Annotated in this window: 20 protein-coding genes; 13 read left to right on the top strand and 7 right to left on the bottom strand. The window is 72.9% G+C overall.

Features of this window, described 5'->3' with window-relative positions:
* Positions 1 to 60: 60 nt before the first annotated feature.
* The 5 genes from NLX85_RS13085 (at position 61) to valS (ending at position 8651) form a co-directional block, all read left to right on the top strand.
* Positions 61 to 1527 (top strand): AlkA N-terminal domain-containing protein, encoded by a 1467-nt coding sequence (locus NLX85_RS13085; RefSeq protein WP_254334836.1) that lies wholly within the window; start codon positions 61 to 63, stop codon positions 1525 to 1527.
* Positions 1524 to 2036: a methylated-DNA--[protein]-cysteine S-methyltransferase gene (locus NLX85_RS13080; protein ID WP_254334829.1), complete on the top strand. Its 513-nt coding sequence runs from the start codon at positions 1524 to 1526 to the stop codon at positions 2034 to 2036. The genes NLX85_RS13085 and NLX85_RS13080 overlap by 4 nt, the downstream gene beginning before the upstream one ends.
* Before the next feature lie 37 nt (positions 2037 to 2073).
* A complete protein-coding gene (locus NLX85_RS13075) occupies positions 2074 to 3888 on the top strand; it encodes an ABC transporter ATP-binding protein (protein ID WP_254334828.1) in 1815 nt (604 codons plus the stop codon).
* A 203-nt stretch (positions 3889 to 4091) separates the two neighbouring features.
* Complete coding sequence (locus NLX85_RS13070) at positions 4092 to 5924, top strand: ABC transporter ATP-binding protein (protein WP_254335550.1); 1833 nt, start codon at positions 4092 to 4094, stop codon at positions 5922 to 5924.
* Positions 5925 to 6086: 162 nt separating this feature from the next.
* A complete protein-coding gene (gene valS, locus NLX85_RS13065; protein ID WP_254334827.1) occupies positions 6087 to 8651 on the top strand; it encodes a valine--tRNA ligase in 2565 nt (854 codons plus the stop codon).
* Positions 8652 to 8717: 66 nt separating this feature from the next.
* On the opposite strand, the gene NLX85_RS13060 is transcribed toward valS, so the two are convergent.
* The 4 genes from NLX85_RS13060 to NLX85_RS13045 form a co-directional block, all read right to left on the bottom strand.
* Positions 8718 to 9428 carry an ABC transporter permease subunit gene (locus NLX85_RS13060; protein ID WP_254334826.1) on the bottom strand — a complete coding sequence of 237 codons (711 nt, stop codon included), beginning with the start codon at positions 9426 to 9428 and terminating at the stop codon, positions 8718 to 8720.
* A gap of 67 nt (positions 9429 to 9495) precedes the next feature.
* Positions 9496 to 10449, bottom strand: coding sequence for an ABC transporter ATP-binding protein (locus NLX85_RS13055; RefSeq protein ID WP_254334825.1), 954 nt, complete (start codon positions 10447 to 10449; stop codon positions 9496 to 9498).
* Entirely contained in the window at positions 10446 to 11330 is an 885-nt protein-coding gene (locus NLX85_RS13050) for an ABC transporter permease (RefSeq protein ID WP_254334824.1), read from the bottom strand. The genes NLX85_RS13055 and NLX85_RS13050 overlap by 4 nt, the downstream gene beginning before the upstream one ends.
* Positions 11323 to 12237 carry an ABC transporter ATP-binding protein gene (locus NLX85_RS13045; protein WP_254334822.1) on the bottom strand — a complete coding sequence of 305 codons (915 nt, stop codon included), beginning with the start codon at positions 12235 to 12237 and terminating at the stop codon, positions 11323 to 11325. The genes NLX85_RS13050 and NLX85_RS13045 overlap by 8 nt, the downstream gene beginning before the upstream one ends.
* 143 nt (positions 12238 to 12380) lie before the next feature.
* Between NLX85_RS13045 and NLX85_RS13040 the strand changes: the two genes are divergently transcribed.
* The 4 genes from NLX85_RS13040 (at position 12381) to galT (ending at position 16601) form a co-directional block, all read left to right on the top strand.
* Positions 12381 to 12941 carry a DM13 domain-containing protein gene (locus tag NLX85_RS13040; RefSeq protein WP_254334820.1) on the top strand — a complete coding sequence of 187 codons (561 nt, stop codon included), beginning with the start codon at positions 12381 to 12383 and terminating at the stop codon, positions 12939 to 12941.
* 113 nt (positions 12942 to 13054) lie between these two features.
* The gene (gene cysC, locus NLX85_RS13035; RefSeq protein WP_254334819.1) at positions 13055 to 14584 is read left to right on the top strand and encodes an adenylyl-sulfate kinase; all 1530 of its coding nucleotides are present in this window, start codon (positions 13055 to 13057) and stop codon (positions 14582 to 14584) included.
* Positions 14585 to 14742: 158 nt separating this feature from the next.
* Complete coding sequence (locus NLX85_RS13030) at positions 14743 to 15531, top strand: DeoR/GlpR family DNA-binding transcription regulator (RefSeq protein WP_254334816.1); 789 nt, start codon at positions 14743 to 14745, stop codon at positions 15529 to 15531.
* Entirely contained in the window at positions 15528 to 16601 is a 1074-nt protein-coding gene (gene galT / locus NLX85_RS13025) for a galactose-1-phosphate uridylyltransferase (protein ID WP_254334815.1), read from the top strand. Before NLX85_RS13030 ends, galT begins: the two co-directional genes overlap by 4 nt.
* 260 nt (positions 16602 to 16861) lie before the next feature.
* Here the strand turns inward: galT and NLX85_RS13020 are convergent, their stop codons facing one another.
* Positions 16862 to 18079 carry an NADP-dependent isocitrate dehydrogenase gene (locus NLX85_RS13020; protein ID WP_212832324.1) on the bottom strand — a complete coding sequence of 406 codons (1218 nt, stop codon included), beginning with the start codon at positions 18077 to 18079 and terminating at the stop codon, positions 16862 to 16864.
* A gap of 135 nt (positions 18080 to 18214) precedes the next feature.
* Here NLX85_RS13020 and NLX85_RS13015 point away from each other — a divergent pair, with 135 nt between their 5' ends.
* Entirely contained in the window at positions 18215 to 18940 is a 726-nt protein-coding gene (locus NLX85_RS13015; RefSeq protein ID WP_254334813.1) for an MBL fold metallo-hydrolase, read from the top strand.
* A gap of 233 nt (positions 18941 to 19173) precedes the next feature.
* On the opposite strand, the gene mdh is transcribed toward NLX85_RS13015, so the two are convergent.
* Complete coding sequence (gene mdh / locus NLX85_RS13010) at positions 19174 to 20124, bottom strand: malate dehydrogenase (RefSeq protein WP_254334811.1); 951 nt, start codon at positions 20122 to 20124, stop codon at positions 19174 to 19176.
* Between the two features lie 100 nt (positions 20125 to 20224).
* On the bottom strand, positions 20225 to 21088 hold the full coding sequence (locus NLX85_RS13005; protein WP_254334809.1) for a bifunctional methylenetetrahydrofolate dehydrogenase/methenyltetrahydrofolate cyclohydrolase: 864 nt from the start codon (positions 21086 to 21088) through the stop codon (positions 20225 to 20227).
* 413 nt (positions 21089 to 21501) lie between these two features.
* On the opposite strand from NLX85_RS13005, the gene NLX85_RS13000 reads away from it, so the two are divergent.
* The 3 genes from NLX85_RS13000 to NLX85_RS12990 all read left to right on the top strand — a co-directional run bounded on the left by NLX85_RS13000 (position 21502) and on the right by NLX85_RS12990 (position 25221).
* Positions 21502 to 23109 carry an ABC transporter substrate-binding protein gene (locus tag NLX85_RS13000; RefSeq protein ID WP_254334807.1) on the top strand — a complete coding sequence of 536 codons (1608 nt, stop codon included), beginning with the start codon at positions 21502 to 21504 and terminating at the stop codon, positions 23107 to 23109.
* A 145-nt stretch (positions 23110 to 23254) separates the two neighbouring features.
* Positions 23255 to 24193 carry an ABC transporter permease gene (locus NLX85_RS12995; RefSeq protein WP_091318238.1) on the top strand — a complete coding sequence of 313 codons (939 nt, stop codon included), beginning with the start codon at positions 23255 to 23257 and terminating at the stop codon, positions 24191 to 24193.
* A gap of 71 nt (positions 24194 to 24264) precedes the next feature.
* A complete protein-coding gene (locus NLX85_RS12990; RefSeq protein ID WP_254334805.1) occupies positions 24265 to 25221 on the top strand; it encodes an ABC transporter permease in 957 nt (318 codons plus the stop codon).
* Positions 25222 to 25224 lie beyond the last annotated feature (3 nt).

Genomic DNA, 25224 nt, shown 5'->3' with positions numbered 1-25224 from the left:
GCACGGCCGCGTCCGAATCCCGCCAGCCGAGGGCCCGACCTGCGAGGCAGGATCGGTGTCATGGAACTCGACTTCGAGCGGTGCTACCGGGCCGTCGACAGCCGCGACCAGCGGTTCGACGGCTGGTTCTACACCGGCGTGACGTCGACCGGGATCTACTGCCGGCCGTCCTGCCCGGCGACGACGCCGAAGCGGCAGAACGTCCGGTTCTTCCCGTCGGCCGCCGCCGCGCAGGGCGCCGGGCTGCGCGCCTGCCGCCGCTGCCGCCCCGACGCCGCCCCGGGCTCGCCGCAGTGGGACGTCCGGGCCGACGTGGTCGGGCGGGCGATGCGGCTGATCGCCGACGGTGTGGTGGACCGGGACGGCGTGCCGGGGCTGGCGGCGCGGCTGGGCTACACCGAGCGGCACCTGCACCGGATGCTCCGGGCCGAACTGGGCGCGGGGCCGCTGGCGCTCGCCCGCGCGCAGCGCGCGCAGACCGCGCGCATCCTCATCGAGACCACCGGGCTCGGCCTGGCCGAGGTGGCGTTCGCCGCCGGGTTCGGCAGCGTCCGGCAGTTCAACGACACCGTCCGCGAGGTGTACGGGGCCACCCCGTCCGAGCTGCGGGTCAGCCGGGGCGGGCGGCGGGCGGTCGGCGGGGCGGGCACCATCACGCTGCGGCTGGCGTACCGGCCGCCGTTGCACACGGGGGCGCTGCTGGACTTCCTGGCGCTGCGCGCGCTGCCCGGCGTCGAGGAGGTGCGCGACGGGGCGTACCACCGGGGGTTGCGGTTGCCGCACGGGCCCGGCACGGTGTCGCTGACCCCGGCCGACGGGCACGTGGCCGCCACCCTGCGCCTGGCCGACATGCGCGACCTGGCCCCGGCGGTGGCCCGCTGCCGCCGCCTGCTCGACCTGGACGCCGACCCGGTCGCGGTCGACGCCATCCTGGCGGCGGACCCCGCCCTGGCCCCCGCGGTGGAGGCCGAACCCGGCGTCCGCCTCCCGCACGCCGTGGACGGCTTCGAGATGGCCGTCCGCGCCATCACCACCCAGCAGATCTCCCTCCGCTCGGCCAGGACCACCCTCACCCACCTCCTGGCGGCCACCACCACCGCACCCTCCGCCGAGGCCGACGGGACGGCCGCGCCCGACTGCCCGCGGGCGTTGCGCGCGTTCCCCAGTGCCGAGGAGGTGCTCGGCGCGGCGGACGACGCGTTCCGGATGCCGGGGGCCCGGCGGGAGACGATCCGGGCGGTGGCCCGGGCCGTGGCCGACGGCTCGCTGGACCTGGCTCCGGGCGGGGACCGCGAGGAGGCGGTGCGGCGGCTGGCCGCGCTGCCCGGGGTCGGGCCGTGGACCGCGGGCTACGTGGCCATGCGCGCGCTCGGCGACCCCGACGTCCTCCTCCCCACCGACCTGGGCGTACGCCGGGGCGCCGCCGCCCTCGGCCTGCCCGACGACCCGAAGACCCTGAACGCGTACGCGGACCGCTGGCGCCCCTGGCGGTCGTACGCGGTGATCCGACTCTGGAGAGCGGCATGACCACACTGGACAGCACCGTCATCGACACCCCCGCCGGCCCGCTCAGCGTGCTGGCCGGACCCGACGGGGCGGTACGCGCCGCCGGCTTCACCACCGACCCGGCGTCCCTCGTGCCCCTGGTCCATCCCGGGCTGCGCGGCGCGCTGCGCGAGCGGGCCGACCTCGGGCCGGTGACCGCCGCCGTGCACGCCTACCTGGCCGGGGACCTGGTCGCCATCGACACGGTCCCGGTCGAGCAGCGGACCGGCGGCGCCTTCCTGGGGCACGCCTGGGAGGTGCTGCGCGACGTCAAGCCGGGCGACCCGGTGACGTACACCGGTTTCGCCGCGCTGGCCGGGCGGCCGGCCGCGGTCCGCGCCGCCGCGGCCGCCTGCGCCCGCAACGCCGCGGCGCTCTTCGTGCCCTGCCACCGGGTGCTGCGCACCGACGGCACGCTCGGCGGCTACCGCTGGGGGCTGGACGTGAAGAAGTGGCTTCTCGGGCATGAGGGACGGGTGACGGCTAGCTGACAGCCGAACTGTCGCCCGGTGCCGCTACCGTCGGGTAGTGCCTGCGCAGAGCGACGGCAACCCCGCGGCGTGTCACGACGCCCGTCCCCACCCGCTGCACAACCTCTGGCGACTGCGTGCCTACCTGCGCCCGCACGCGGCGGAGTTCGCCTGGCTGCTGCTCGCCGCGCTGGCCGCCACGGCGGCGAGCCTGGCCGTGCCCCTCGTGGTGCAGCGGGTGGTGGACGGGCCGGTGGCCCGGCACGACGTGGCCGGGCTGCTCCGGCTCGGCGCCCTGGCCCTGCTGCTCGGCCTAGCCGAGGCCGTGCTGATCTTCACCCGGCGGTGGACCCAGTCCTCCTCCTCGGTCGGCATGGAGGCGGCCATCCGGGCCGACATCTACGCCCACCTGCAACGCCTGCCGGCCGGCTTCCACGACCGGTGGCAGTCCGGCCAACTGCTCTCCCGGATCACCAGCGACCTCTCGGTGATCCGCCGGTTCCTCTCCTTCGGCCTGCTCTTCCTGGTGCTCAACCTGATCACCTACGCCGCCGTGGTGGTGCTGCTGATCCGGCTGCACCCCTGGCTCGGCCTGCTCGTGGCCGCCAGCGCGGTCCCGCTGTTCCTGATCAGCCGGCGGTTCGCCCGGCACTACCACGCGGCGTCCCGCCGCATGCAGGACCAGCAGGGCGACGTCGCCACGCTGGTCGAGGAGACGGCGCAGGGGCTGCGCACCACGCGGGCGTACGGGCGGGGGCCGGAACTGGCCGCCCGCTTCGCCACCGGCGCCCGCCGGCTGCACGACACCGGGATCGGCAAGGCCCGGCTGCTGGCCCGCACCTCCGCGCTGTTCGACCTGGTGCCCAACCTGACCCTCGGGGTGGTGCTGGTGGCCGGCGCCGCCGCCGTGGCCGGGGGCGGGCTCACCATCGGCGAGCTGGTCGCCTTCGTCAGCCTCCAGCTCATGCTGATCTGGCCGGTGCAGTCGCTCGGCTGGATCATCGCGAACGGGCAGGAGGCGGCGACGGCCGCCGACCGGATCCAGGAGGTGCTGGACACCCCGCCCACCATCGTGGACGCCCCGCACGCCCGCGCGCTGGACCGGGCCGAGGTGCGCGGCCGGCTCCGCTTCGAGCGGGTGAGCTTCCGCTACCCCGGCAGCCCGGCGCCGGTGCTGCGCGAGGTGGAGCTGACCGTCGAGCCGGGCGAGACGCTGGCCCTGGTGGGGGCGACCGGCTGCGGCAAGAGCACCCTGCTGTCCCTGGTCCCCCGGCTGCACGAGGTGACCGCCGGCCGGATCACCCTGGACGGGCACGACCTGCGCGACCTGCGGCTCGGCTCGCTGCGCCGGCTGGTCGGGGTGGCCTTCGAGGAACCGACCCTGTTCTCCATGTCGGTCTGGGAGAACCTGACGCTGGGCCGGCCGGACGCCGGCGAGGAGGAGGTCCGGGCCGCGCTCGCGCTGGCCCAGGCCGAGTTCGCGCACGACCTGCCGTGGGGGCTGGCAACCCGGGTGGGCGAGCAGGGGCTCTCCCTGTCCGGCGGGCAGCGGCAGCGGCTCGCGCTGGCCCGCGCGGTGCTCGGCCGGCCCGCGCTGCTCGTGCTCGACGACCCGCTCTCCGCGCTCGACGTGCACACCGAGGCGCTGGTCGAGGCGGCCCTGCGCCGGGTCCTGCGGGACACCACCGCGCTGCTCGTGGTGCACCGGCCGTCCACCGTGGCGCTCGCCGACCGGGTGGCGCTGCTCGACGGCGGCCGGATCGTCGCCGTCGGCACCCACTCCGAGCTGCTGGCCAAGGTGCCGGCCTACCGGGCGGTGCTCTCCGCCGAGCCGGAGCGGTGGGCGGACGGCGTCGGCCTGGTGCGGTCGTGAGCGGGGCCGCCCCCCGGGTGCCCCGGCAGCGCGGCGACCCCGACCTCGACCCGTCCCGGCAGCGCGGCGACCCCGGTGCCGACCCGTCCCGGCAGCGCGGGGACCCCGACCCCGACCCGTCCCGCGAGCGCGATGGCCCCGACCCTGACCCGTCCCGTGAGCGCGATGGCCCCGAACCGGCCCGGCAGCGCGGGGACCCCGACCTGGCCCGGTGGCGCGGGCGGGCCGTCGACCCAGACGCCGACCGCAGCCGGGCCGAGGACTCGTCGCCCGAGGCGGTGGCGCGGCTCCGGGCCCGCAGCCGGGCCCTGCTCCGCGAGCTGCTCCGCCCGCACCGCACGCGGCTCGGCCTGGCGGTGTCCCTGCTGCTGGCCCAGAACGCCGCCGCGATGGCCGGCCCGTACCTGGTGATGCTCGGCATCGACCGGGGCATCGGGCCGCTGCGGGCCGGCGACCCAGGCCCGCTGGTCGCCGTCGCCGCCGCGTTCGTCGTCGCCACCGGCACCGAGTACGCCACGCGGCGCGCCTTCCTCGCCCTCGCCGCCCGGATCGGCCAGGCCGTCCTGCTCGACCTCCGCGGGCGGGTGTACGGCCACTTCCTCCACCTCGACGTCGGCTTCCACGAGCGCTACACCTCGGGCCGGATGGTGTCCCGGCTGACCAGTGACCTGGACTCGATCGCCGAGCTGGTCGACGGCGGGATCGACAAGCTGGTGATGGCCGCCCTGTCGGTGCTGTCGGTGGCGGGCATCCTGCTCTGGCTCGACCTGCCGCTGGCCGCCGTCACCCTGCTCGCCTTCCCGTTCCTGTTCGCGCTGTCCCGCTGGTTCGCCCGCGCCTCCGCCGGGGCGTACCGGCGGACCCGGGAGGCCGTGGCGCTGGTCATCGTGCACTTCGTCGAGTCGCTGCGCGGGATCCGGGCGGTGCAGGCGTACCGGCGGGAGTCCCGCAACCAGCGCATCTTCGCGGCGGTGAACGACGATTACCGGCAGGCCAGCCTGCGCGCGTTCCGGCTCATCGCGGTCTACTCGCCGGGCATCCGGCTGATCGGCAACCTGACCGCCGCGGCGGTGCTCGGCTACGGCGGCTGGCGGGTGCTGGGTGGGCGCACCGAGGTCGGGGTGCTCGCCGCGTTCCTGCTCTACCTGCGCCGGTTCTTCGAGCCCATGGAAGAGCTGAGCCAGTTCTACAACGCGTTGCAGTCGGCCACCGCCGCGCTGGAGAAGCTGGCCGGGGTGCTCGACGAGCGGCCGGCGGTGGCCGAGCCGGCGCGGCCCGTGCCGCTGCCCGCCGGCCCGGGACGCGGGGCCGTGGTGTTCCGCTCCGTCCACTTCGGCTACCGGCCGGAGGCGCCGATCCTGTCCGGGCTGGAGCTGACCGTGCCGGCCGGGCAGACCGTCGCGCTGATCGGGCCGACCGGCGCCGGCAAGTCCACCATCGCCAAGCTGCTGGCCCGGTTCCACGACCCGGATGCCGGCACGGTCAGCCTGGACGGGGTGGACCTGCGCGACCTGGCCGACGCCGAGCTGCGCCGGGCGGTGGTGCTGGTCACCCAGGAGAACCACCTGTTCAGCGGCTCGGTCGCGGAGAACATCCGGTTCGGCCGGCCGGACGCCGACGACGCCGCCGTGGAGGCCGCCGCCCGGGCCATCGGCGCGCACGACTTCATCGCCGCGCTCACCGACGGGTACGCGACCGACGTGCACCGGCGCGGCGGCCGGCTCTCCGCCGGGCAGCGGCAGCTCGTCGCGTTCGCCCGGGCGTTCCTGGCCGACCCCCGGGTGCTGATCCTCGACGAGGCCACCTCGTCGCTGGACGTGCCGACCGAGCGCCTGGTGCAGCGGGCGCTGCACAGCGTCCTGCGGGATCGCACCGCGCTGGTGATCGCGCACCGCCTCTCCACCGTGGAGATCGCCGACCGGGTGCTGGTCCTCGACGGCGGCCGGATCGTGGAGGACGGGCCCCCGGCCGAGCTGGCGGCCGCCGGCGGCCGGTACGCCGCCCTGCACCGCCAGTGGCGCGACTCCCTCCTCTGAGCCTCCCGCGCCGCCCACCGGAACGACCTCCGAGATCTTGGAGAGATAGTGCCCCTGGAGGGGCCGATTCCTTCCAAGATCTCTACGGCTGCCGGTGACGCCGGATACCGCCACGAGGCGAAAGGCGTGGAGCGGCACGGATCGGCTGCCTACGATCGGCTGATGACCGATACGGCGAGGACGGCCCGCGCCGGCGTCCCCGAGCGTCCGACCCTGGACGGCATCGAGGAGACCTGGGCGCGCCGCTGGCAGGAGGACGGGACGTACGCGTTCGACCGCGGCAAGGAGCGGCAGGACGTGTACGCGATCGACACGCCGCCGCCGACCGTATCGGGCGAGCTGCACATGGGGCACGTCTTCTCCTACACCCACACCGACACGGTGGCCCGGTTCCAGCGGATGCGCGGCCGGACGGTCTTCTACCCGATGGGCTGGGACGACAACGGCCTGCCCACCGAGCGGCGGGTGCAGAACGTCTACGGGGTGCGCCCCGACCCGGCCCTGCCCTACGACCCGGACTGGCAGCCGCCGGCCGCGCCGGTGAGCGAGGCGGCCCGGAAGGACCCGGCGACGATCTCCCGGCGCAACTTCATCGAGCTGTGCGAGGTGCTGACCGCGGAGGACGAGAAGGTCTTCGAGGCGCTGTGGCGGCGGCTCGGGCTGTCGGTGGACTGGTCGCTGACCTACACCACGATCGGGCGGGTGGCCCGGGCGACCAGCCAGCGGGCGTTCCTGCGCAACCTGGCGCGGGGCGAGGCGTACCAGGCCGAGGCGCCGACGCTCTGGGACGTCGGGTTCGCCACGGCGGTGGCCCAGGCCGAGTTGGAGGACCGGGAGCGGCCGGGCGCCTACCACCGGCTGCGCTTCCACGGCCCGGGCGGGCGCGAGGTGCTGATCGACACCACCCGGCCGGAGTTGCTGCCGGCCTGCGTGGCGCTGGTGTGCCACCCGGACGACGAGCGCTACGCGGACCTGGTGGGCAAGTCGGTGCGCAGCCCGGTCTTCGGGGTCGACGTGCCGGTGCGGGCGCATCCGCTGGCGGACCCGGCCAAGGGCACCGGCATCGCGATGGTCTGCACGTTCGGCGACCTGACCGACGTGACCTGGTGGCGGGAGCTGCGGCTGGACAGCCGGGTGGTGATCGGCCGGGACGGCCGGCTGCTGCCGGAGCCGCCGGCCGGGGTGCCCGCCGAGCCCTACGCGGCCCTGGCGGGGCAGACCGTGAACGGCGCCCGGCGGACGATTGTCGAGCTGCTGGGCGACGCCGGTGACCTGATGGGCGAGCCGCGCCCGATCACCCACCCGGTCAAGTTCTACGAGCGCGGCGACCGGCCGCTGGAGATCGTGTCCACCCGGCAGTGGTACCTGCGCAACGGCGGCCGGGATCCCGGCCTGCGCGAGGAACTGCTGGCCCGGGGGCGGGAGCTGCGGTGGGTGCCGGAGCACATGCGGCACCGTTACGAAAACTGGGTGAGCGGCCTGACCGGTGACTGGCTGGTCAGTCGGCAGCGCTTCTTCGGCGTGCCGGTGCCGGTGTGGTACCGGCTCGACGACGCTGGCGAGCCGGACTGGTCCCAGCCTCTCACGCCGGACGAGTCGATGCTCCCGGTCGACCCGTCCAGCGAGCCGCCGTCGGGCTACCAGGAGGGGCAGCGCGGGATGCCGGGCGGCTTCGTCGGCGACCCGGACGTGCTGGACACCTGGGCCACCTCCTCGCTGACCCCGCAGATCGTCGGTGGCTGGGAGACCGACGAGGACCTGTTCCGGCGGGTCTTCCCGATGGACCTGCGCCCGCAGGGGCAGGAGATCATCCGCACCTGGCTGTTCGACTCGGTGGTCCGGGCGCACCTGGAGCAGGGCGTGCTGCCCTGGCGCGACGCGGTGCTCTCCGGCTGGATCCTCGACCCCGACCGGAAGAAGATGTCCAAGTCCAAGGGGAACGTGGTCACCCCGATGGCCCTGGTGGAGCAGCACGGCTCGGACGCCGTCCGCTACTGGGCCGCCAGCGGCAAGCCCGGCATGGACCTGGCCTTCGACCCGGCGCAGATCAAGGTGGGTCGCCGGCTCGCCACGAAGCTGCTCAACGCGTCGAAGTTCGCCCTCGGGCTGGGCGTCGCGGACGCGCTGCGGGCACCGGCGAACGCGCCGCTGGACACCGCCATGCTGACCGAGCTGTCCGGCGTGGTCACCACCGCGACCACCGCCTTCGACGACTACGACCACACGGCCGCGCTGATCGCCACGGAGGCGTTCTTCTGGCGGTTCTGCGACGACTACATCGAGTTGGTGAAGGAGCGCGCCTACGGCACCGGGCCGGGGGCCGACTCGGCCCGGGCGGCGCTGGCCACCGCGCTCTCGGTGCAGTTGCGGCTCTTCGCCCCGGTGCTGCCCTTCGTCACCGAGGAGGTCTGGTCGTGGTGGCGGTACGGCTCGGTGCACCGGGCGACCTGGCCGACCACGTACGAGGTGGGCCGGGCGGTGCAGGGGCCGGGTGACCCGGAGCTGCTGCGGCTGGCCGCCGACGCGCTGGGCCAGGTGCGCCGGGCCAAGTCGGAGCGGAAGCTGTCGATGAAGGCGGAGGTGCCGCTGGCCGAGGCGCTCGGGCCGGCCGCCCTGCTCGACCGGCTCACGCTGGTGGCCGACGACGTCCGGGCGGCGGGCCGGATCGCCAAGCTCGACCTGCTGCCCGACCGCACCACCGAACTCGTCGTGGCCTGCGCCTTCTGAGTTGCCGCACGGGGCCCCGCCCGACCGACCTGGCCGGTCGCGTCGGGCGGGGCCCGGTGCCGCGGGTCAGCTGGTCTCGCCGGCCACGCTGAACGAGCGGAGGCGGTCGATCGCGAGGACGGTGAAGCCCACCGCGATCAGCGCGCTCATCACCGCGGCGACCGGCACCGACACGTCCGTGGCGAGCAGCTCGGTCGGCGCGATCCGGTCGGCGAGGGCGATCACGTACTGCTGGATGGAGAGCACCTTCGTGCCGCTCACGAAGTTGCCGAGCAGCCCCTCCCAGATCAGCACGTAGACGAGGCCGAGCAGCACCGGCCGCCGGGTGAGCAGGCTGAGCGCGACGAAGAACGCGCAGTACGCCAGCGCCCCGATCGACGCGGCGACGGCGAGCGCCAGGCCGAGGCGTACCGAATGGGCGAGCACGCCCGCGACGTAGAGCGGCACGGCGACGGTGACCGCTGTGACGCCGGCGGCCACGGCCAGCTTCGGCAGGACGATCTGCCAGCGCGGCAGCGGCTTGGTGAGGATGTGCACCACCGTGCCGTCGTCGATCTCCGCGCCGAGCACGCCGGTGCCGACGATCAGCGCGACGACCGGCAGCACCACGGCCAGGCCGAGCCCGACCAGCACCGCGGGCCCCCACTCGCCCGGGTCGACGCCGAGCGAGCGGGAGAGGATCGCCAGCGCCAGCAGCAGCCCGGGCAGCGGGAGGAGCAGCAGGAACCGGCGCCGGCCGAACAGGCCGCGCGCGGTGATCCAGGAAACGGTCGACATCTCAGCCTCTTTCGTTCGTGACTGCGGGGCTCACTCGCTGCGCTCGTTCACTCCTCGCACTCACCGGTCAGCTCCCCACCAGGTAGGAGAAGACGCTCTCCAGCGATTCGTCCTCGGGCGTCAGCGACCGGACCCGGAGGCTCCGGGCCAGCGCGATCTTCGGCAGCGCCCGGGTGAAGGCCCCGTAGTCGCCGGCCCGCACGGTCAGCCCGTCCCGGCCCAGTTCCACCCCGGTCACCGACTCCTCGGCCATCAACGCGACCGCGAGAGCCCGGTCGTCGGTGGAGCGGACCAGGAAGACGTGCGGCCGGTTGGTCATCAACCGGCGGATGGTGCGGTAGTCGCCGGAGGCGGCCAGCCGGCCGGCGACCATCACCTGGACGGTGCCGGAGACCTGCTCGACCTCCTCCAGGATGTGCGAGCTGAACAGGATGGTCCGGCCCGCGTCGCCGAGGCGGTGCAGCAGGGCCATCATGTGCAGCCGCTGCCGCGGGTCCATGCCGTTGAACGGCTCGTCGAGCAGCAGCACCCGCGGGTCGTGCACGAGGGCGGCGGCCACCCGGGTGCGCTGCCGCATGCCCTTGGAGTAGGTGCCGATCTTCCGGTCCTGCGCGGATTCCATCTCGACCAGCGCGATGGCCCGGCGGGCCGCCGCCTCCGGGTCGGGCAGCCGGTGCAGCTTGGCGCTGGCCAGCACGAACTCGTACGCGCTGAGGAAGGTGTGCACCGCCTCCCGCTCGCTGACAAGGCCGAGCCGCCGGTAGACCTCGGGATTGCGCCAGGTCGGCGCGCCGTCGAGGGTGACCGCGCCCCGGGACGGGGAGAGGAAGCCGGCCATCATGTGCAGCAGGGTGGTCTTGCCGGCGCCGTTCGGGCCGAGCAGGCCGGTCACCCCGGGGCCGAGCCGCATGGTGACGTCGTTGACCGCCACCACGTTGCCGTACCAGCGGGACACGCCGGCCAGGTCGAGGGTGGAGGCCGGGGTGGCCGGGGCCGCCGGCTCCGCGCTGATCGTGGTCATCGGGCGGCCACCTTCCGGTATCGCAGCAGCAGCAGGGTGACGCAGCCGGCCACCAGCAGCGCGGCGACGGCCACGTAGACCGGCCCGAAGCCGCCGATCTGATAATCCTCGCTCTGCCCGTTGGGAACGAGCAGGTCGCCGAGGGTGTACTCGCCGACGGCGTGGATCAGGGCGGTGGGCGAGCCGAGCATCGCGAGCTCGTTGACCGTGCGGGACGGCATGATCGACAGGATGCCGACGATCGGGGCGGTCATCAGGAACACGGCCACGATTCCGCCGGCCGCGAACGCCCGCTTGCCGGTGAGCGAGGCGATGAGCAGCCCGACCGAGGCGAAGACCACCGCCCAGAGCGCCGCGTAGAGGAGGCCGGGCAGCAGGTCGAGCAGCTCGTCCCAGACCCCGCCCAGCCCGTCCTTGGTGGTGAACGCGGCGCCCAGGAACATCACCAGCTGGGGCGCCCCGAGCAGCAGCCAGAGCGCGGTGACCAGCGACCCGAGCTTGGCCAGCGCGTAGTCGCCGCGCGGCAGCGGGCGGGAGAAGTAGAGCGGCAGCACGCCGCTGTGCAGGTCGCGGGAGACCAGCTCCGGCCCGACCACCGCGACGAAGAAGATGACCAGCCAGCTCATCGCGTCGGCGAACTGGGCGTACGTCATGACGACCTGGCCGGTCTGGGTGCGTACGGCGGTCAGCCCGGCGGCGACGATCAGCACGATGCCCATCACCAGCCAGGGAAAGATCTTCGCCTTGGCGGAGCGGCCCAGCCCGAACGCGGTCCGCAGGCCGTGCAGGTAGAGCGCGCCGAACACGTGCCGGCGGCCGAGCCGCGGGCCGGTGTAGCGCTGGTAGCCGATGTCGTGGATGACGCCGGTCGGCTCAGACATGGCTGGGCTCCCTCGTGGCGAAGAGTTCGGCCACCCGGTGCCGCCGCTGGTCGAGCCGGTGCAGCGGCAGGTCCAGCTCGGCGACCGCGCCGATGATCAGGTCGTAGGTGGCGTCGTCGGCGAGCGGGACGAGCAGCAGCCGCCCCTCCCGGGTCACCGGCAGGTCGAGCGCCGCGAGCCGGGCGGCCAGTTCGTCCGTGCCCTCGCTCACCTCGACGGCGAGCACGTCGGTGGCGGTGGTCATGGCGGAGATGCGGTCGGCGCGCAGCAGCCGGCCGCCGTCGATGGCGACCAGGGTGTCACAGATCCGCTCCACCTCCCCGAGCAGGTGCGAGCAGACCACCACCGAGATGCCGAACTCGGTGCCGATCCGGTGGATCAGGGCGAGCATGGCGTCCCGGCCGGCCGGGTCGAGGCCGTTGGTCGGCTCGTCGAGCAGCAGCAGGTCCGGGTCGTGCACCAGCGCCTGGGCGAGCTTCACCCGCTGCTTCATGCCGGTGGAGTAGCCACCGACGGCCCGGTGCCGCTCCTCGTGCAGCCCGACGTGGCGCAGCGCCTCGGAGGCCCGCTCCCGGGCCACCGTGCGGGGCAGCCCGCTGATCCGGCCGAGGTGGGTGACCAGTTCGGCGGCGGAGAGGTCGGGCGGGAGGGCGTCGTGCTCGGGCATGTAGCCGACCCGGGCACGGACGGCCGCGGGGTCGGTGGTGGGGTCGAGGCCGAGCACGGAGACCCGACCGCTGGTCGGGGCGAGCAGGCCCAGGAGGATCTTGATGAGGGTGGACTTGCCGGCGCCGTTCGCGCCCACCAGTCCGATGATCCCCGGCTCGACCGACACCGTGAGGTCGGCCAACGCGGTGACCCGGCCTCCGTACGTCTTGGTCAGCGACTCGGTCGCGAGCAGTGTCACGACGCCCAGCGTAGAAAGCGTGGGCCGCCCCGGGTACCGGGAAACGCTCGGGGTTGCCCCTGATTCCGCCCGGACGGGTCGGTAAGGCTTCCGTAAGCGGCCGGACCGGTGACCGCGGGCCGCCGCGACGGGAGACTCGACGCATGTCGATCCGCCTGCTACGCGCGCCGCTGACCTGGGTCGCGGTGGCCGTCCTCGCCGCCGGCGCGGCCACCGGCCTGTACTGGTTCCAGCCGTGGAAGCTGGTCACCGACACCGAGGTGCACGAGGAGCTCACGGCGGTCTCGGCCGAGCCGGCGCCCCCGCCCGGCGCCGCCTCGCCGTCCGCCGCCCCCGCGTCCACCGGTCCGGTGCTGGTCAGCCGGGGTGACTTCGTCAGCCACGAGCACGAGACCCGCGGCGGCGCCCGGATCGTCCGCACCGCCGACGGCCGGCACCGGCTGGAACTGGTCGGGCTGGACACTTCCAACGGTCCGGATCTTCAGGTCTGGCTGACCGACCAGCCCGTTCGGACCGGGCCGTCCGGGTGGCGCGTCTTCGACGACGGCCGGCACGTGGCGCTCGGCCCGCTCAAGGGAAACCGCGGCGACCAGGCGTACGAGATACCGGCCGGGACCGACTTCAGCGGGCTGACCAGCGTCTCGATCTGGTGCGAGCGGTTCGCCGTATCGTTCGGCGCGGCCCCGCTCGCCGCCGCCGGCTGAGACCGCCCCGCGTCGGCCGGTTTGCCGGCCAGTGACCGCGAGGTGGAGTGGCGCTCTCGACCGATCGCCGGTGGGCTGAGAAACTGTGTGCCGGCCGGTGAGTTGGGGGTTCGATGAGCAACGGGTGGGTGCTGCCCGAGGACGTTTTGCGGGACGCGCCGGCGTACGCGCCGAGGCCCGCTGAGCTGGCCGATCTGGAGTTGCTGCTGACCGGGGCGTACGCCCCGCTGACGGGCTTCATGACCCGCGCCGACCTGGCCTCGCTGGGCCGGCGCGGCCGGCTCGCCGACGGCACGCCGTGGCCGGTGGCGGTGACGCTCCAGGTGCCGGCCGCGCTCGCCGGCGGGCTGGTGCTGGACGACCCGCTGCGCCGGGCGCTGGTGCTCACCGACGGTGAGGGCGCCCCGGTGGCGGCCATGGACGTGACCGACGTCTGGCCGGTCCGCGAGGGCACGGTCGGGGTGGGCGGGGCGGTCCGCCGGTTGGGCGACGGCGGCCACGGGCCGTTCCAGCGGCTGCGGCGCAGCCCGGACGAGATCCGGGGGCTGCTGCCCCCGGGTCGGGTGCTGGGTGTCTTCGCCGACCGTCCGCTGCACCGGCCGCAGCTCGCGCAGATCGCGCACGCCGCCCGGACGCTCGGCGCGCACCTGCTGGTGCTGATCCCGGCGGGCGAGGAGGCGATCGGCGGGCTGCCGGCCGAGGCGCTGGTGCGCAGCGTGTTCGCCGCGCGCGACCGGATGCCCCCGGCCACGCTGGTGGCGGTGCCGCTGGCGAAGCGACGCGACGAGATCAGCGACGCGCTGCTGCGGGCGCGGGTCGCGGCCGCGTACGGGGTGACCCACCTGCTCTCCACCGAGGGCATGCTCTCCGGGGCCGGCCTTCGGGTGCTGGTGCCCCGCGAGCTGGCCTACGACAACCGGGACGGGCAGTGGCGGTGGCGGGAGGACATCCCGCCGCGCAACCGGCGGCTGGCGCTCAGCCAGGAGGAGATCGACGACCTGCTGGACCGGGGCTTCCCGCTGCCCGAGTGGCACACGCCGCCGGCGGTGGCCAAGGAGCTGGCCCGGGCCCGCCCGCCGCGCCGGCACCGGGGCCTGGTGATCTTCCTGACCGGCTTGTCCGGCTCCGGCAAGTCGACAATCGCCCGGGGCCTGGCCGACGTGCTCCGCGAGGGTGGCGACCGCTCGATCACCCTGCTCGACGGCGACGTCGTGCGCCGGGAGCTCTCGGCCGGGCTGGGTTTCAGCAAGGCCGACCGGGACCTCAACGTGCGCCGGATCGGCTGGGTGGCCGCCGAGATCGCCCGGCACCGGGGCGTCGGCATCTGCTGCCCCATCGCCCCGTACGCGGCCGCCCGGGCCACCGCCCGGGAGATGGCGCAGGCCGCCGGGGCCGGCTTCCTGCTGGTGCACGTGGCCACCCCGCTGGAGGTCTGCGAGCAGCGCGACCGCAAGGGCCTGTACGCGCGCGCCCGGGCCGGCCTGATCACCGGGATGACCGGGATCGACGACCCGTACGAGGAGCCGACCGACGCGGACCTGGTGGTGGACACCACGGACATGACCGTCGAGGAGGCGGTGCAGCGGGTGATGGAGCACCTCACCGAGACCGGCTGGGTGGAGCCCCGCCTCCAGCCCGCCTGATCCGCACCACCGACCCACCGGCCGCCGCCGCCCCGCTCCCGGGACGGCGGCGGTTCCGCGTCTGCTTCCGTTGTTCCCTGCTGCGCGGTAGTGTTCGTCTTTGTTGGAACGCGTTCGACCGCGTGGAGACGGGGTCGGGAGTCGGGAGGTGACGGCGGGTGCTGGCACGGCAGCGGCAGGCGGTCATCCTGGAACGGGTCCGCGCCGCCGGAGGCGTCCGGGTCACCGAGCTGGCCGCCGAGTTCGGCGTCTCGGACATGACGATCCGGCGGGACCTGGAGACGCTGCACGAGCAGGGCCTGCTCGCCAAGGTGCACGGCGGGGCGACGCTGGCCGGGCCCGGCTCGACCGACGAGCCCGGTTTCCGGGCCAAGTCGGTGCGGCAGTCCGTGGAGAAGGCGGCCATCGCCGCCCGGGCCGCGCAGCTCGTGCGCCCCGGGGCGGCCATCGCGCTCTCCGCCGGCACCACCACCGCCGAGCTGGCCCGCCGCCTGACCGACGTTCCGGGCCTGACCGTGGTGACGAACTCCCTGCCGGTGGCCGAGATCCTGCACGTCGGCGGCCGGCCGGACCAGACCGTGGTGCTCACCGGCGGGGTGCGCACCCCCTCGGACGCGCTTGTCGGCCCGCTGGCCGTGGCCGCGATCGGCGCGCTCCACCTGGACCTGCTCTTCCTCGGCGTGCACGGGATCAGTGAGCGCGCCGGCTTCACCACCCCCAACCTGATGGAGGCGGACACGGACCGGGCGCTGGTGGCGGCCGCCGACCGGCTCGTGGTGCTCGCCGACCACACCAAGTGGGGCACGGTCGGCATCTCCTCGATCGTCGGCCTGGACGCGGCGGAAGTGCTGGTCACCGACGGCCGGTTGGCACCGGACGCGCGACGGGTACTCGAGGACAGGGTGGGCGAGCTGGTGATCGTGGCGGGCACGGAGGGTGCGGAGTGAAGCGTACGCAGATCGAGCTGGCCGACGGCCGCGAGTTGATCTACTTCGACGAGCGGGACGACGCGGTCCGCGACCAGCCGGACCGGCGGGAGCTGCCCCCGCCGCCACACGCCTCGCAACTCCGCTACGACCCGCTGACCGACGAGTGGGTGGCGGTCGCGGTGCACCGGCAGACCCGGACCTTCCTCCCCCCGGCCGACCAGTGCCCGCTCTGCCCCTCCCGGGGCGACCGGCTCAGCGAGATCCCCGCCCCCGACTACGACGTGGTCGTCTTCGAGAACCGGTTCCCGTCGCTGAGCCAGCGGGTCGCCGAGGAACCGGCCGAGATCACCCCGTTCACCCCGGTCCGCCCCGGGCGCGGCAAGTGCGAGGTGGTCTGCTTCACCGACGACCACAACGCCTCGTTCGCCGGCCTTCCACCCAGCCGGGTGCGCACCGTGCTCGACGCGCTGGCCGACCGCACCACCGCGCTGAGCGAGCTGCCCGGCGTCGAGCAGATCTTCCCGTTCGAGAACCGGGGCGTGGAGATCGGCGTGACCCTGCACCACCCGCACGGCCAGATCTACGCGTACCCGTTCGTCACGCCGCGCACCCGGACCATGCTGGCCGCCGCCCGCCGGCACGCCGAGCGCACCGGGGGCAACCTCTACGCCGACGTGCTCGCCGCCGAACGCGCCGCCGGCGACCGGGTGGTGGCGAGCAACGAGCACTGGACGGCGTACGTCCCGGCGGCGGCCCGCTGGCCGTTCGAGGTGCACGTGGCGCCGCACCGCCCGGTGCCGGACATCCCGGCCCTGGACGACGCCGAGCGGGACGCCTTCGGGCCGCTCTACCTGGACGTGCTGCGCCGCTTCGACGGGCTGTTCGACATGCCCATGCCGTACATCGCCGCCTGGCACCAGGCGCCGGTGCACGTCGACCGGGAGCTGGGGCACCTGCACCTGCAGCTGTTCAGCATCCGGCGGGCCAAGGACAAGCTGAAGTACCTGGCCGGTTCCGAGTCGGGGATGGGCGTGTTCATCAACGACATCGCCCCCGAGCGGGCCGCGGAACTGCTCCGCGCCGCCTGACCGCCCGCCCCACAACAGGGCGCGGGGGGCCCGGGACAGGGCCCCCCGCGAGGGAAGGGACGGCTGGCTGTGCGCGACAGCCGGGAAGGTTGGCTGATCGGCGCTCAAGCCGCGAGGCGACCGCGGTCAACCTTCCTGGACGGGACTGGCATCACGTCCACCCTGCTCAACGAGGCGTGCCCGCCCCGGGTGACGCCAGCGGCGGACACGAGGGAGCCCCGCCGGCCAGGCCGGCGGGGCTCCGGTGCGAACGGTGACGGTCAGGCCGACAGCTTGCGGGCCAGGTTCTCGTCCAGCGCGTTCATGAACTCGTCGGTGGTCAGCCACGGGGCGTCCCGCGAGATGAGCAGCGCGAGGTCCTTGGTCATCTGGCCGCCCTCGACGGTGTCCACGATGACCTGCTCCAGGGTGTTGGCGAACTCGGTGACCGCCGGGGTGTTGTCCAGCTTGCCCCGGTGGGCCAGGCCACGGGTCCAGGCGTAGATCGAGGCGATCGGGTTGGTCGAGGTCTTCTCGCCCTTCTGCCACTGCCGGTAGTGCCGGGTGACGGTGCCGTGCGCGGCCTCCGCCTCGACGGTACGGCCGTCCGGGGAGAGCAGGACGGAGGTCATCAGGCCCAGCGAGCCGAAGCCCTGCGCGACGGTGTCGGACTGCACGTCACCGTCGTAGTTCTTGCAGGCCCAGACGTAGCCGCCCTCCCACTTGAGCGCGGCGGCGACCATGTCGTCGATCAGCCGGTGCTCGTAGGTGATGCCGGCGGCGTCGAACTCGGCCTTGAACTCGTTCTCGAAGACCTCGGCGAACAGGTCCTTGAACCGGCCGTCGTACGCCTTGAGGATGGTGTTCTTGGTCGACAGGTAGACCGGGTACTTGCGGTCCAGGCCGTACCGGAACGAGGCGCGGGCGAAGTCCCGGATCGACTCGTCGTAGTTGTACATGCCCATGGCGATGCCGCCGCCGGGGAAGTTGGCGACCTCCATCTCCATGGGGGCGCCGCCGTCGGCCGGGGTGTAGGTGATGGTCACCTTGCCGGGGCCGGGGACGACGAAGTCGGTGGCCTTGTACTGGTCGCCGTGCGCGTGCCGGCCGATGACGATCGGCTTGGTCCAGCCGGGGACCAGCCGCGGCACGTTCGACATGATGATCGGCTCGCGGAACACGACGCCGCCCAGGATGTTGCGGATGGTGCCGTTCGGCGACCGCCACATCTTCTTCAGGCCGAACTCCTCCACCCGGGCCTCGTCCGGGGTGATGGTGGCGCACTTGACGCCGACGCCGTGCTCCTTGATGGCGTTCGCGGCGTCGACGGTGACCTGGTCGTCGGTCGCGTCGCGGTGCTCAATCGACAGGTCGTAGTAGTGCAGGTCGACGTCGAGGTACGGCAGGATCAGCTGCTCCCGGATCTGCTTCCAGATGATCCGGGTCATCTCGTCGCCGTCGATCTCCACGACCGGGTTGTTTACCTTGATCTTCGCCATCGGCCGGCGCTCCTCTCGGGGGACACGTGCTCAAGCAGTACGAGCGTACTGGAAACTGACCGGGGCTCCCCAGCCGGCCTCACCCCGCGGGAAAACGGGGTCGCCCGGGACGGGCCGCGGTGACATCCTTCCCGGATGCCGCTGACTCACACGGTCGGGTCTATCACGGTCACCGCCCTGGTCGACGGAGCGGGTCCCTTCTTCCAGCCGCGCGCCGAGGCGTTCCCGGACGCCACCGGCGACCAGTGGCGCGAGGCCGACCGGCGGGACCCCGACAGCGTCACCCCGGACGGCCGCTGGTGGCTGCCGTTCCGCGCGTTCGCGCTGCGTACCGGGGACGGGCCGGTCACCCTGGTCGACGCCGGGATCGGCCCGGCCGACGCGCTCGCCGCGGGCTGGGCGCCGGTGCCCGGCCGGCTGCCGGCCGAGCTGGCCGCCGCCGGCATCGACCCGGCGGACGTACGCACCGTGGTGCTCACCCACCTGCACACCGACCACATCGGCTGGGCGGGCCCGCTCTTCCCGAACGCGGACCACCTGGTGCAGCGCGCCGAGCTGGCCGCGCTGGAACTGTTCCACCCCGAGCTGCCGGCCCGGCTCCTGGGGCCGTTGCGCGCCGCCGGCCAGCTCCGGGTGGTCGACGGCGACACCGACCTCACCCCAGGGGTACGCGTGCTGAGCACGCCCGGCCACACCCCCGGCCACCAGTCCGTGCTGGTCGACGACGGCGACGACCGCCTCCTGGTGACGGGCGACCTCCTGGTCCACACCCTCCAACTGCTCGACCCCGCCCTCGCCTACGCCCACGAGGAGAACCCCACCCAGGCAGCGACCACCCGCACCACCCTCCGAACTCCCTAACCCCAAAAACCCTGGCCACCCCCCACCTAGGCCACCCCTTCACCCCCCACCCCCACCCCCACCCGCGTTGATCATGAAGTATTGCCACGACACGCCGAGGCGGGTGGCAATAACTTCATGATCAACGCGCCGGGGGGCGGGTCGGGGCGGACGGGAGGGGGCCGGGGCGGGATGTGCGGAGGGGCGGGTCGGCGTCGGCCGGCCCGCCCCTCCGGGGTGGTTCGTTCTCGGGGTCACATGTTGGCTACGTCGGCCTGCTTGGCGCGGACGGCCTCGGCGGCGTCCTTCAGGGCGGCCAGCTCGTCGGCGTCCAGGTCGGTCTCGACGACCCGCTTGACGCCCTCGGCGCCGATCTCGGCCTCGACGCCCAGGTAGACGCCGGAGATGCCGTACTGCCCGTCGACCCAGGCGCAGACCGGCATGACCTCACCGGAGTCCTCGGCGACGGCCTTGGCCATCCGGGCGGCGGCGGCCGACGGGGCGTAGTACGCCGAGCCGGTCTTCAGCAGCGCGACGACCTCGGCGCCACCGTTGCGGGTCTTGACGACCAGCTCCTCGATCTGCTCGGCCGGCATGGCCTCACGCAGCGGCTTGCCGTTCACGGTGCTCTTCGACGGGACCGGCACCATGGTGTCGCCGTGCGAGCCCAGGGTCAGGGTCTTCACCGACTTCACCGGCACGTTCAGCGCCTCGGCCACGAAGTTGGTGAACCGGGCGGTGTCGAGCATGCCGGCCTGGCCGAGCACCCGGTTCTTCGGGAACTGGGTGGCGAGCTGGGCCAGCGCGGTCATCTCGTCGAGCGGGTTGGAGACGACGATGACGACGGCGTTGGGGGCGTACTTGGCGACGTTCTCGGCGACCTGGCGGACGATCTTGGCGTTGGTCTCCAGCAGGTCCATCCGGCTCATGCCCGGCTTGCGGGGCAGGCCGGCGGTGATGACGACGACGTCCGAGCCCTCGATGGCCTCGTAGCCCTCGCCGTTCGGGCCGGTGGTGACGCCGACGACCTTGGTCTCGAAGCCCTCGACGGCGCGCGACTGGTTGAGGTCCAGCGCGAGACCCGCCGGCTTGCCCTCCACGATGTCGGTGATCACGACGGTGTCGAAGACGTCGTACTCGGCCAGGCGCTGTGCGGTGGTGGAGCCGTAGAAGCCGGCCCCGACGACAGTGACCTTCTTACCCATGGTCGTCCCACTCCCTGATACCAGTCGGTTTTCCGGACCGTATCAGCCATCCTGGCACCGATCGGGCCAGGGGCGGACGGTTATGACGTGCCTGGGCGACTCAGTGCTGCCGCTCGGCCCGCTCGACGACGTTGGTCAGCAGCATGGCCCGGGTCATCGGGCCGACGCCGCCCGGCATCGGCACCAGCTTGCCGGCCACCCCGGCCACCTCCGGGTCCACGTCGCCGGTGTAGCGGCCCTTGCCGTCGGCCCCGATGACCCGGGTGATGCCGACGTCCACGACGGTCGCGCCCGGGGTGACCATGTCGGCGGTGAGCAGGCCCGGCACGCCGGCCGCGACGATGACGATGTCGGCCTCGCGGGTGTGCGCGGCGAGGTCGAGGGTGCCGGTGTGGCAGAGCGTCACGGTGGCGTTCTCGCTGCGCCGGGTGAGCAGCAGGCCCAGCGGGCGGCCGACGGTGTTGCCCCGGCCGATCAGCGCGACCTTGGCGCCGCGCAGGGGCACGTCGTGCCGGCGGAGCAGCTCGACGATGCCGCGCGGGGTGCAGGGCAGCGGGGCGTCGTAGCCGAGCACGAGCCGGCCCAGGTTGACCGGGTGCAGGCCGTCGGCGTCCTTGTCCGGGTCGATCAGCTCCAGCGCCCGCTGGGTGTCCAGGTGCGCCGGAAGCGGCAGCTGGACGATGTAGCCGTGGCAGCCCGGGTCGGCGTTCAGCTCGGTGAGCACCGCGTCGAGCTGTTCCTGGGTGGCGTCGGCGGGCAGCTCCCGGCGGATCGAGGCGATGCCCACCTCGGCGCAGTCGCGGTGCTTGCCGTTGACGTACGCCTGGGAACCGGGGTCCTCCCCGACCAGGACCGTGCCCAGCCCCGGCGTGATGCCGCGCTCCGCCAGCGCCTTGACCCGTGTCCGCAGCTCGTCCTTGATCTCCGCCGCGGTCGCCTTGCCGTCCAGGATCGTCGCCGTCACGACTGGATCGTCTCACGCCCCGCGCCCGCCCGGCCGACGACGGTGAACGGTGACGAACCGTTACGTGGGGTTAGTCACTGAGAGTCACCGACTGTGCATCGCGCCACGGCCCGGGACGGGCATCGAGCATCGGAGGGGACGGCACGGACCAGCGCGGTGAATCCGCCCGAACAGTCCGTGACCGTACTGCACGGCGCAACAGGGCGGCGGCAAACGCCCTGCTGACCACACCTGTTGCGACATCTCCATAGCAGGCCGGGCCGGCGACGACAAGCCGCATCGGCACAATCCGTTACCGGTTCGCAACGCTCCCGTTGTCGACAGGCCCCATCGCGACCTACCGTTACCGCTCGTTGCGCAGAGTCACCCAGCGTCGGGCCTGACTGCGCAGCGTGAGGAGATGAGGAGAGTTCATGCGTGTTCGTAGACTCGCCGCCTGGACCGCCCTCCCGCTCGCGGTGACGCTGGGCCTGGCGGCCTGCGGCAGCGGCGGGAACAGCGGATCGAGCGGCAGCGGCAAGGACGCGGCGGTCAGCATCCAGATTTCCGAGCCGCAGCACCTGGTCCCGACCAACACCACCGAGACGTCCGGCTCGCAGGTGCTCGCCGGTCTGTTCAGCCCGCTCGTCGACTACGACGCGCAGAACAAGCCGTACGAGGTCGCGGCCCAGTCGGTGACGCCGTCCGACAACAACAAGGTCTGGACAATCAAGCTCAAGGACGGGTTCACCTTCCACAACGGCGAGAAGGTCACGTCCGACGACTACATCAACGCCTGGAACTACGGCGCGTACGCGCCCAACGGCCAGGGGGCCAGCTACTTCTTCGAGAAGATCGCGGGCTACCAGGACCTGCAGGGTGAGAAGCCGAAGGCCAAGGCGATGTCCGGCCTGAAGAAGCTGGACGACCTGACCTTCCAGGTGACGCTCGCCGAGCCGTACATCGACTTCAAGTCCATGCTCGGCTACACCGCGTTCTACCCGCTGCCGGAGGCCGCGTTCTCCGCGCCGGGCGTGCTCAACGACTCGTACGAGCAGGCGCCGATCGGCCAGGGTCCGTTCAAGATGAAGGGCACCTGGCAGCACGACAGCAAGCTCGACGTCGAGCGCTACGACGCGTACCCGGGCGAGAAGCCCAAGGTGAAGGACGTCGAGTTCCGGGTCTACCAGCAGCTCACCGCGGCGTACTCGGACCTGCAGTCGGACAACCTCGACGTGCTGCCGACGATCCCGACCGAGAACCTGAGCACCGCGCCGACCGACCTGGGCGACAACTACCAGACCAGCCCGATGTCGTCGTTCCAGTTCCTGGCCTTCCCCACCTTCGAGAAGGACTACAGCAACCCGGACGTGCGCAAGGCGATCTCGATGGCGATCGACCGTGACGAGATCACCAAGTCGATCTTCAAGGGTTCGCAGCAGTCGGCCCGCTCGTTCGTCTCGCCGGTCCTGCCGGGCTACCGGGACAACACCACGGGTGCCGCGGGTCAGTTCAACCCGACCGAGGCCAAGAAGCTCTACCAGGCCGCCGGCGGCCCGTCGAAGATCACCATCTCCTACAACGGGGACGGCGGTCACAAGGACTGGGTCGACGCGACCTGCAACCAGCTCAAGGCCAACCTGGGCGTGGACTGCGTCGGCTCGGCCGAGCCGAAGTTCGCCGACCTGCTGACCAAGGTCGAGAAGAAGCAGCCGGTGGGTCTGTTCCGGATGGGCTGGGTCATGGACTACCCGTCCATGGAGGACTACCTCGGCCCGCTGTACAGCACCAACGGTTCGTCGAACTACTACGGCTACAGCAACCCGGAGTTCGACCGCCTGGTCAAGGAGGGCTCGGCCGCGCCCACCCAGGCCGAGGCGATCAAGAAGTACCAGCAGGCCGAGGACATCCTGGCCAAGGACATGCCGGTGATCCCGCTCCGCTTCGGCGAGAACGTGTACGGGCACTCCAGCAAGGTCGGGAACGTCCAGATGGACCTGTTCCAGCGGGTCAACCTCGTCAAGATCGAGGCGGCCAGCTGAGCTGACCACGGCACGGGCCACCCGGAGCGATCCGGGTGGCCCGAGCACGTGGTCGCCGGGGCCGGAGGGCACCGGTCGCCATTTTCCGGTACGCCAGAGATGTCATCCTGCGCCCCTTTCGCTCTTTTCCGGAGAGACTGCAAGCATGTTCCGCTTCATCCTGCGGCGCCTCCTGCAGATGGTCCTCGCGTTCTTCGGGACCACGCTGATCGTCTACGCGCTGATGTTCGCCGGGCAGGGCGACCCGATCCAGGCCCTCGCCGGGGAGCGGCCGGTGACGGCAGCCCAGCGGGCATACCTGACGCAGAAGTACCACCTGGACCAGACCGGCGTGGGCGGCTTCTTCTACCGCTACCTCGACTACGTCAAGAACCTGCTCCAGGGCGACCTGGGCCAGTCGCTCACCGGCCGGCAGATCGGCGACATCCTCCAGCAGGCCTGGCCGGTCACCGTGCGACTGGCGCTCATCGCGCTCGCCGTGGCCATCATCTTCGGCGTCACCGCCGGCGTGATCGCCGGCATCCGCCGGGCCAGCATCTTCGACAACTCGACGCTGGTGCTCACCCTGCTGGTGCTGGGCATCCCGACCATCGTCCTGGCACCCATCGCCCAGTACTTCCTCGGCGTCAAGTGGCAGCTCTTCCCGCCCACCGCCGGGGCCCAGCCGAGTTTCTACGCGCTGCTGCTGCCCGGCATCGTGCTCGGCTCGCTGTCGCTGGCCACCGCCCTGCGGCTGACCCGCACCTCGGTGGCCGAGAACCTGCGCGCCGACTACGTGCGGACCGCCCGGTCGAAGGGCCTGGTCAAGCGGCGCATCGTGAGCGTCCACGTGCTGCGCAACTCGCTCATCCCGGTGGTCACCTTCCTCGGCGTCGAGCTGGGCAACCTGATGAGCGGCGCGATCATCACCGAGGGCGTGTTCAACATCCCCGGCGTGGGCTTCAACCTCTTCCGCGGCATCCGCACCGAGGACGGCCCACTGGTGGTCGGCATCGTCAGCGTGCTCGTCGTGGTCTACCTGATCTCCAACCTGGTGGTGGACGTGCTCTACGCCGTCCTCGACCCGAGGATCCGCTATGAGTGAGCGCAGCGAACGAATCATCAACGCGGTGTGTGGGTCACTCGTGTCCGCGCCGAGCCGAGCGAGGTGCGGGCATGAGTGATTTCGAGACCGTCGCGGCGACCGAGAACCAGGCCGCGCGGCGGGGTGTCTCCGGCGAGCCCGGCGCACCCAACCAGGTCGGCGCGCCGCAGAAGCCACGCAGCCTGGCCGGCGACGCCTGGCGGGACCTGCGCCGCAACCCCATCTTCTGGATCAGCCTGGGCCTGGTCGTGCTGTTCACCGCGATGGCCGCCGTGCCGTCGCTGTTCACCGCCAACGACCCGCGTGACTGCCTGCTCTCCCGGCAGCACGCCGGGCCGTCCGGCGGGGCCATCTTCGGGTACGACTTCCAGGGCTGCGACGTCTACGCCCGGGCGGTCTACGGCACCCGGGCCTCGCTGCTCGTAGGCGCCCTCGCCGCGCTGGCCACCGGCGTGATCGCGCTGGTCGTCGGCATGCTCGCCGGCTACTTCGGCGGCTGGGTGGACGCGGTGCTCTCCCGCGTGATCGACATCGTGCTCGGCATCCCGCTGCTGCTCGCCGCGATCGTGCTGCTCAAGCGGCTGAGCACCAGCAGCGACAACGTCCGGCTGTTCGCGGTGATCTTCGTGCTGGCGGTGCTCGGCTGGACCACCGCGGCCCGGGTGATCCGCTCCTCGGTGATCACCGCCAAGGAGCAGGACTACGTCTCCGCGGCCCGGATGCTCGGCGCCCGCAACGGCCGGATCATGTGGCGGCACATCCTGCCGAACGCGCTCGCCCCGGCGATCGTGGTGCTCACCATCGCGCTCGGCTCGTTCATCGCGGCCGAGGCGACGCTGAGCTTCCTCGGCATCGGCCTGAAGGCCCCGACCATCTCCTGGGGCCAGGACATCGACACCGGCCGCATCCACATGCGGGAATCGGCGACCCCGCTGATCGTCCCCTCGGCCTTCCTCGCGCTGACCGTGCTCGCCTTCATCATGCTGGGCGACGCGATCCGCGACGCCTTCGACCCGAAGCTGCGGTGATCC

The organism is Micromonospora sp. A3M-1-15 (genome assembly GCF_024213425.1).
GTDB classification, from domain to species: Bacteria; Actinomycetota; Actinomycetes; order Mycobacteriales; family Micromonosporaceae; genus Micromonospora; species Micromonospora chersina.
This window is presented reverse-complemented; position numbering and strand designations above follow the sequence as displayed.

Excerpts from the sequence above, each read along its gene's own strand:
- cysC (WP_254334819.1), top strand. The coding sequence starts at position 13,055 with ATGAGCAACGGGTGGGTGCTGCCCGAGGACGTTTTGCGGGACGCGCCG.
- NLX85_RS13055 (WP_254334825.1), bottom strand. The coding sequence starts at position 10,449 with ATGACCACGATCAGCGCGGAGCCGGCGGCCCCGGCCACCCCGGCCTCC.
- NLX85_RS13080 (WP_254334829.1), top strand. The coding sequence starts at position 1,524 with ATGACCACACTGGACAGCACCGTCATCGACACCCCCGCCGGCCCGCTC.
- valS (WP_254334827.1), top strand. The coding sequence starts at position 6,087 with ATGACCGATACGGCGAGGACGGCCCGCGCCGGCGTCCCCGAGCGTCCG.
- NLX85_RS13015 (WP_254334813.1), top strand. The coding sequence starts at position 18,215 with ATGCCGCTGACTCACACGGTCGGGTCTATCACGGTCACCGCCCTGGTC.
- NLX85_RS13040 (WP_254334820.1), top strand. The coding sequence starts at position 12,381 with ATGTCGATCCGCCTGCTACGCGCGCCGCTGACCTGGGTCGCGGTGGCC.
- mdh (WP_254334811.1), bottom strand. The coding sequence starts at position 20,124 with ATGGGTAAGAAGGTCACTGTCGTCGGGGCCGGCTTCTACGGCTCCACC.
- NLX85_RS12990 (WP_254334805.1), top strand. The coding sequence starts at position 24,265 with ATGAGTGATTTCGAGACCGTCGCGGCGACCGAGAACCAGGCCGCGCGG.
- NLX85_RS12995 (WP_091318238.1), top strand. The coding sequence starts at position 23,255 with ATGTTCCGCTTCATCCTGCGGCGCCTCCTGCAGATGGTCCTCGCGTTC.
- NLX85_RS13020 (WP_212832324.1), bottom strand. The coding sequence starts at position 18,079 with ATGGCGAAGATCAAGGTAAACAACCCGGTCGTGGAGATCGACGGCGAC.
- NLX85_RS13060 (WP_254334826.1), bottom strand. The coding sequence starts at position 9,428 with ATGTCGACCGTTTCCTGGATCACCGCGCGCGGCCTGTTCGGCCGGCGC.
- NLX85_RS13000 (WP_254334807.1), top strand. The coding sequence starts at position 21,502 with ATGCGTGTTCGTAGACTCGCCGCCTGGACCGCCCTCCCGCTCGCGGTG.
- NLX85_RS13050 (WP_254334824.1), bottom strand. The coding sequence starts at position 11,330 with ATGTCTGAGCCGACCGGCGTCATCCACGACATCGGCTACCAGCGCTAC.
- NLX85_RS13085 (WP_254334836.1), top strand. The coding sequence starts at position 61 with ATGGAACTCGACTTCGAGCGGTGCTACCGGGCCGTCGACAGCCGCGAC.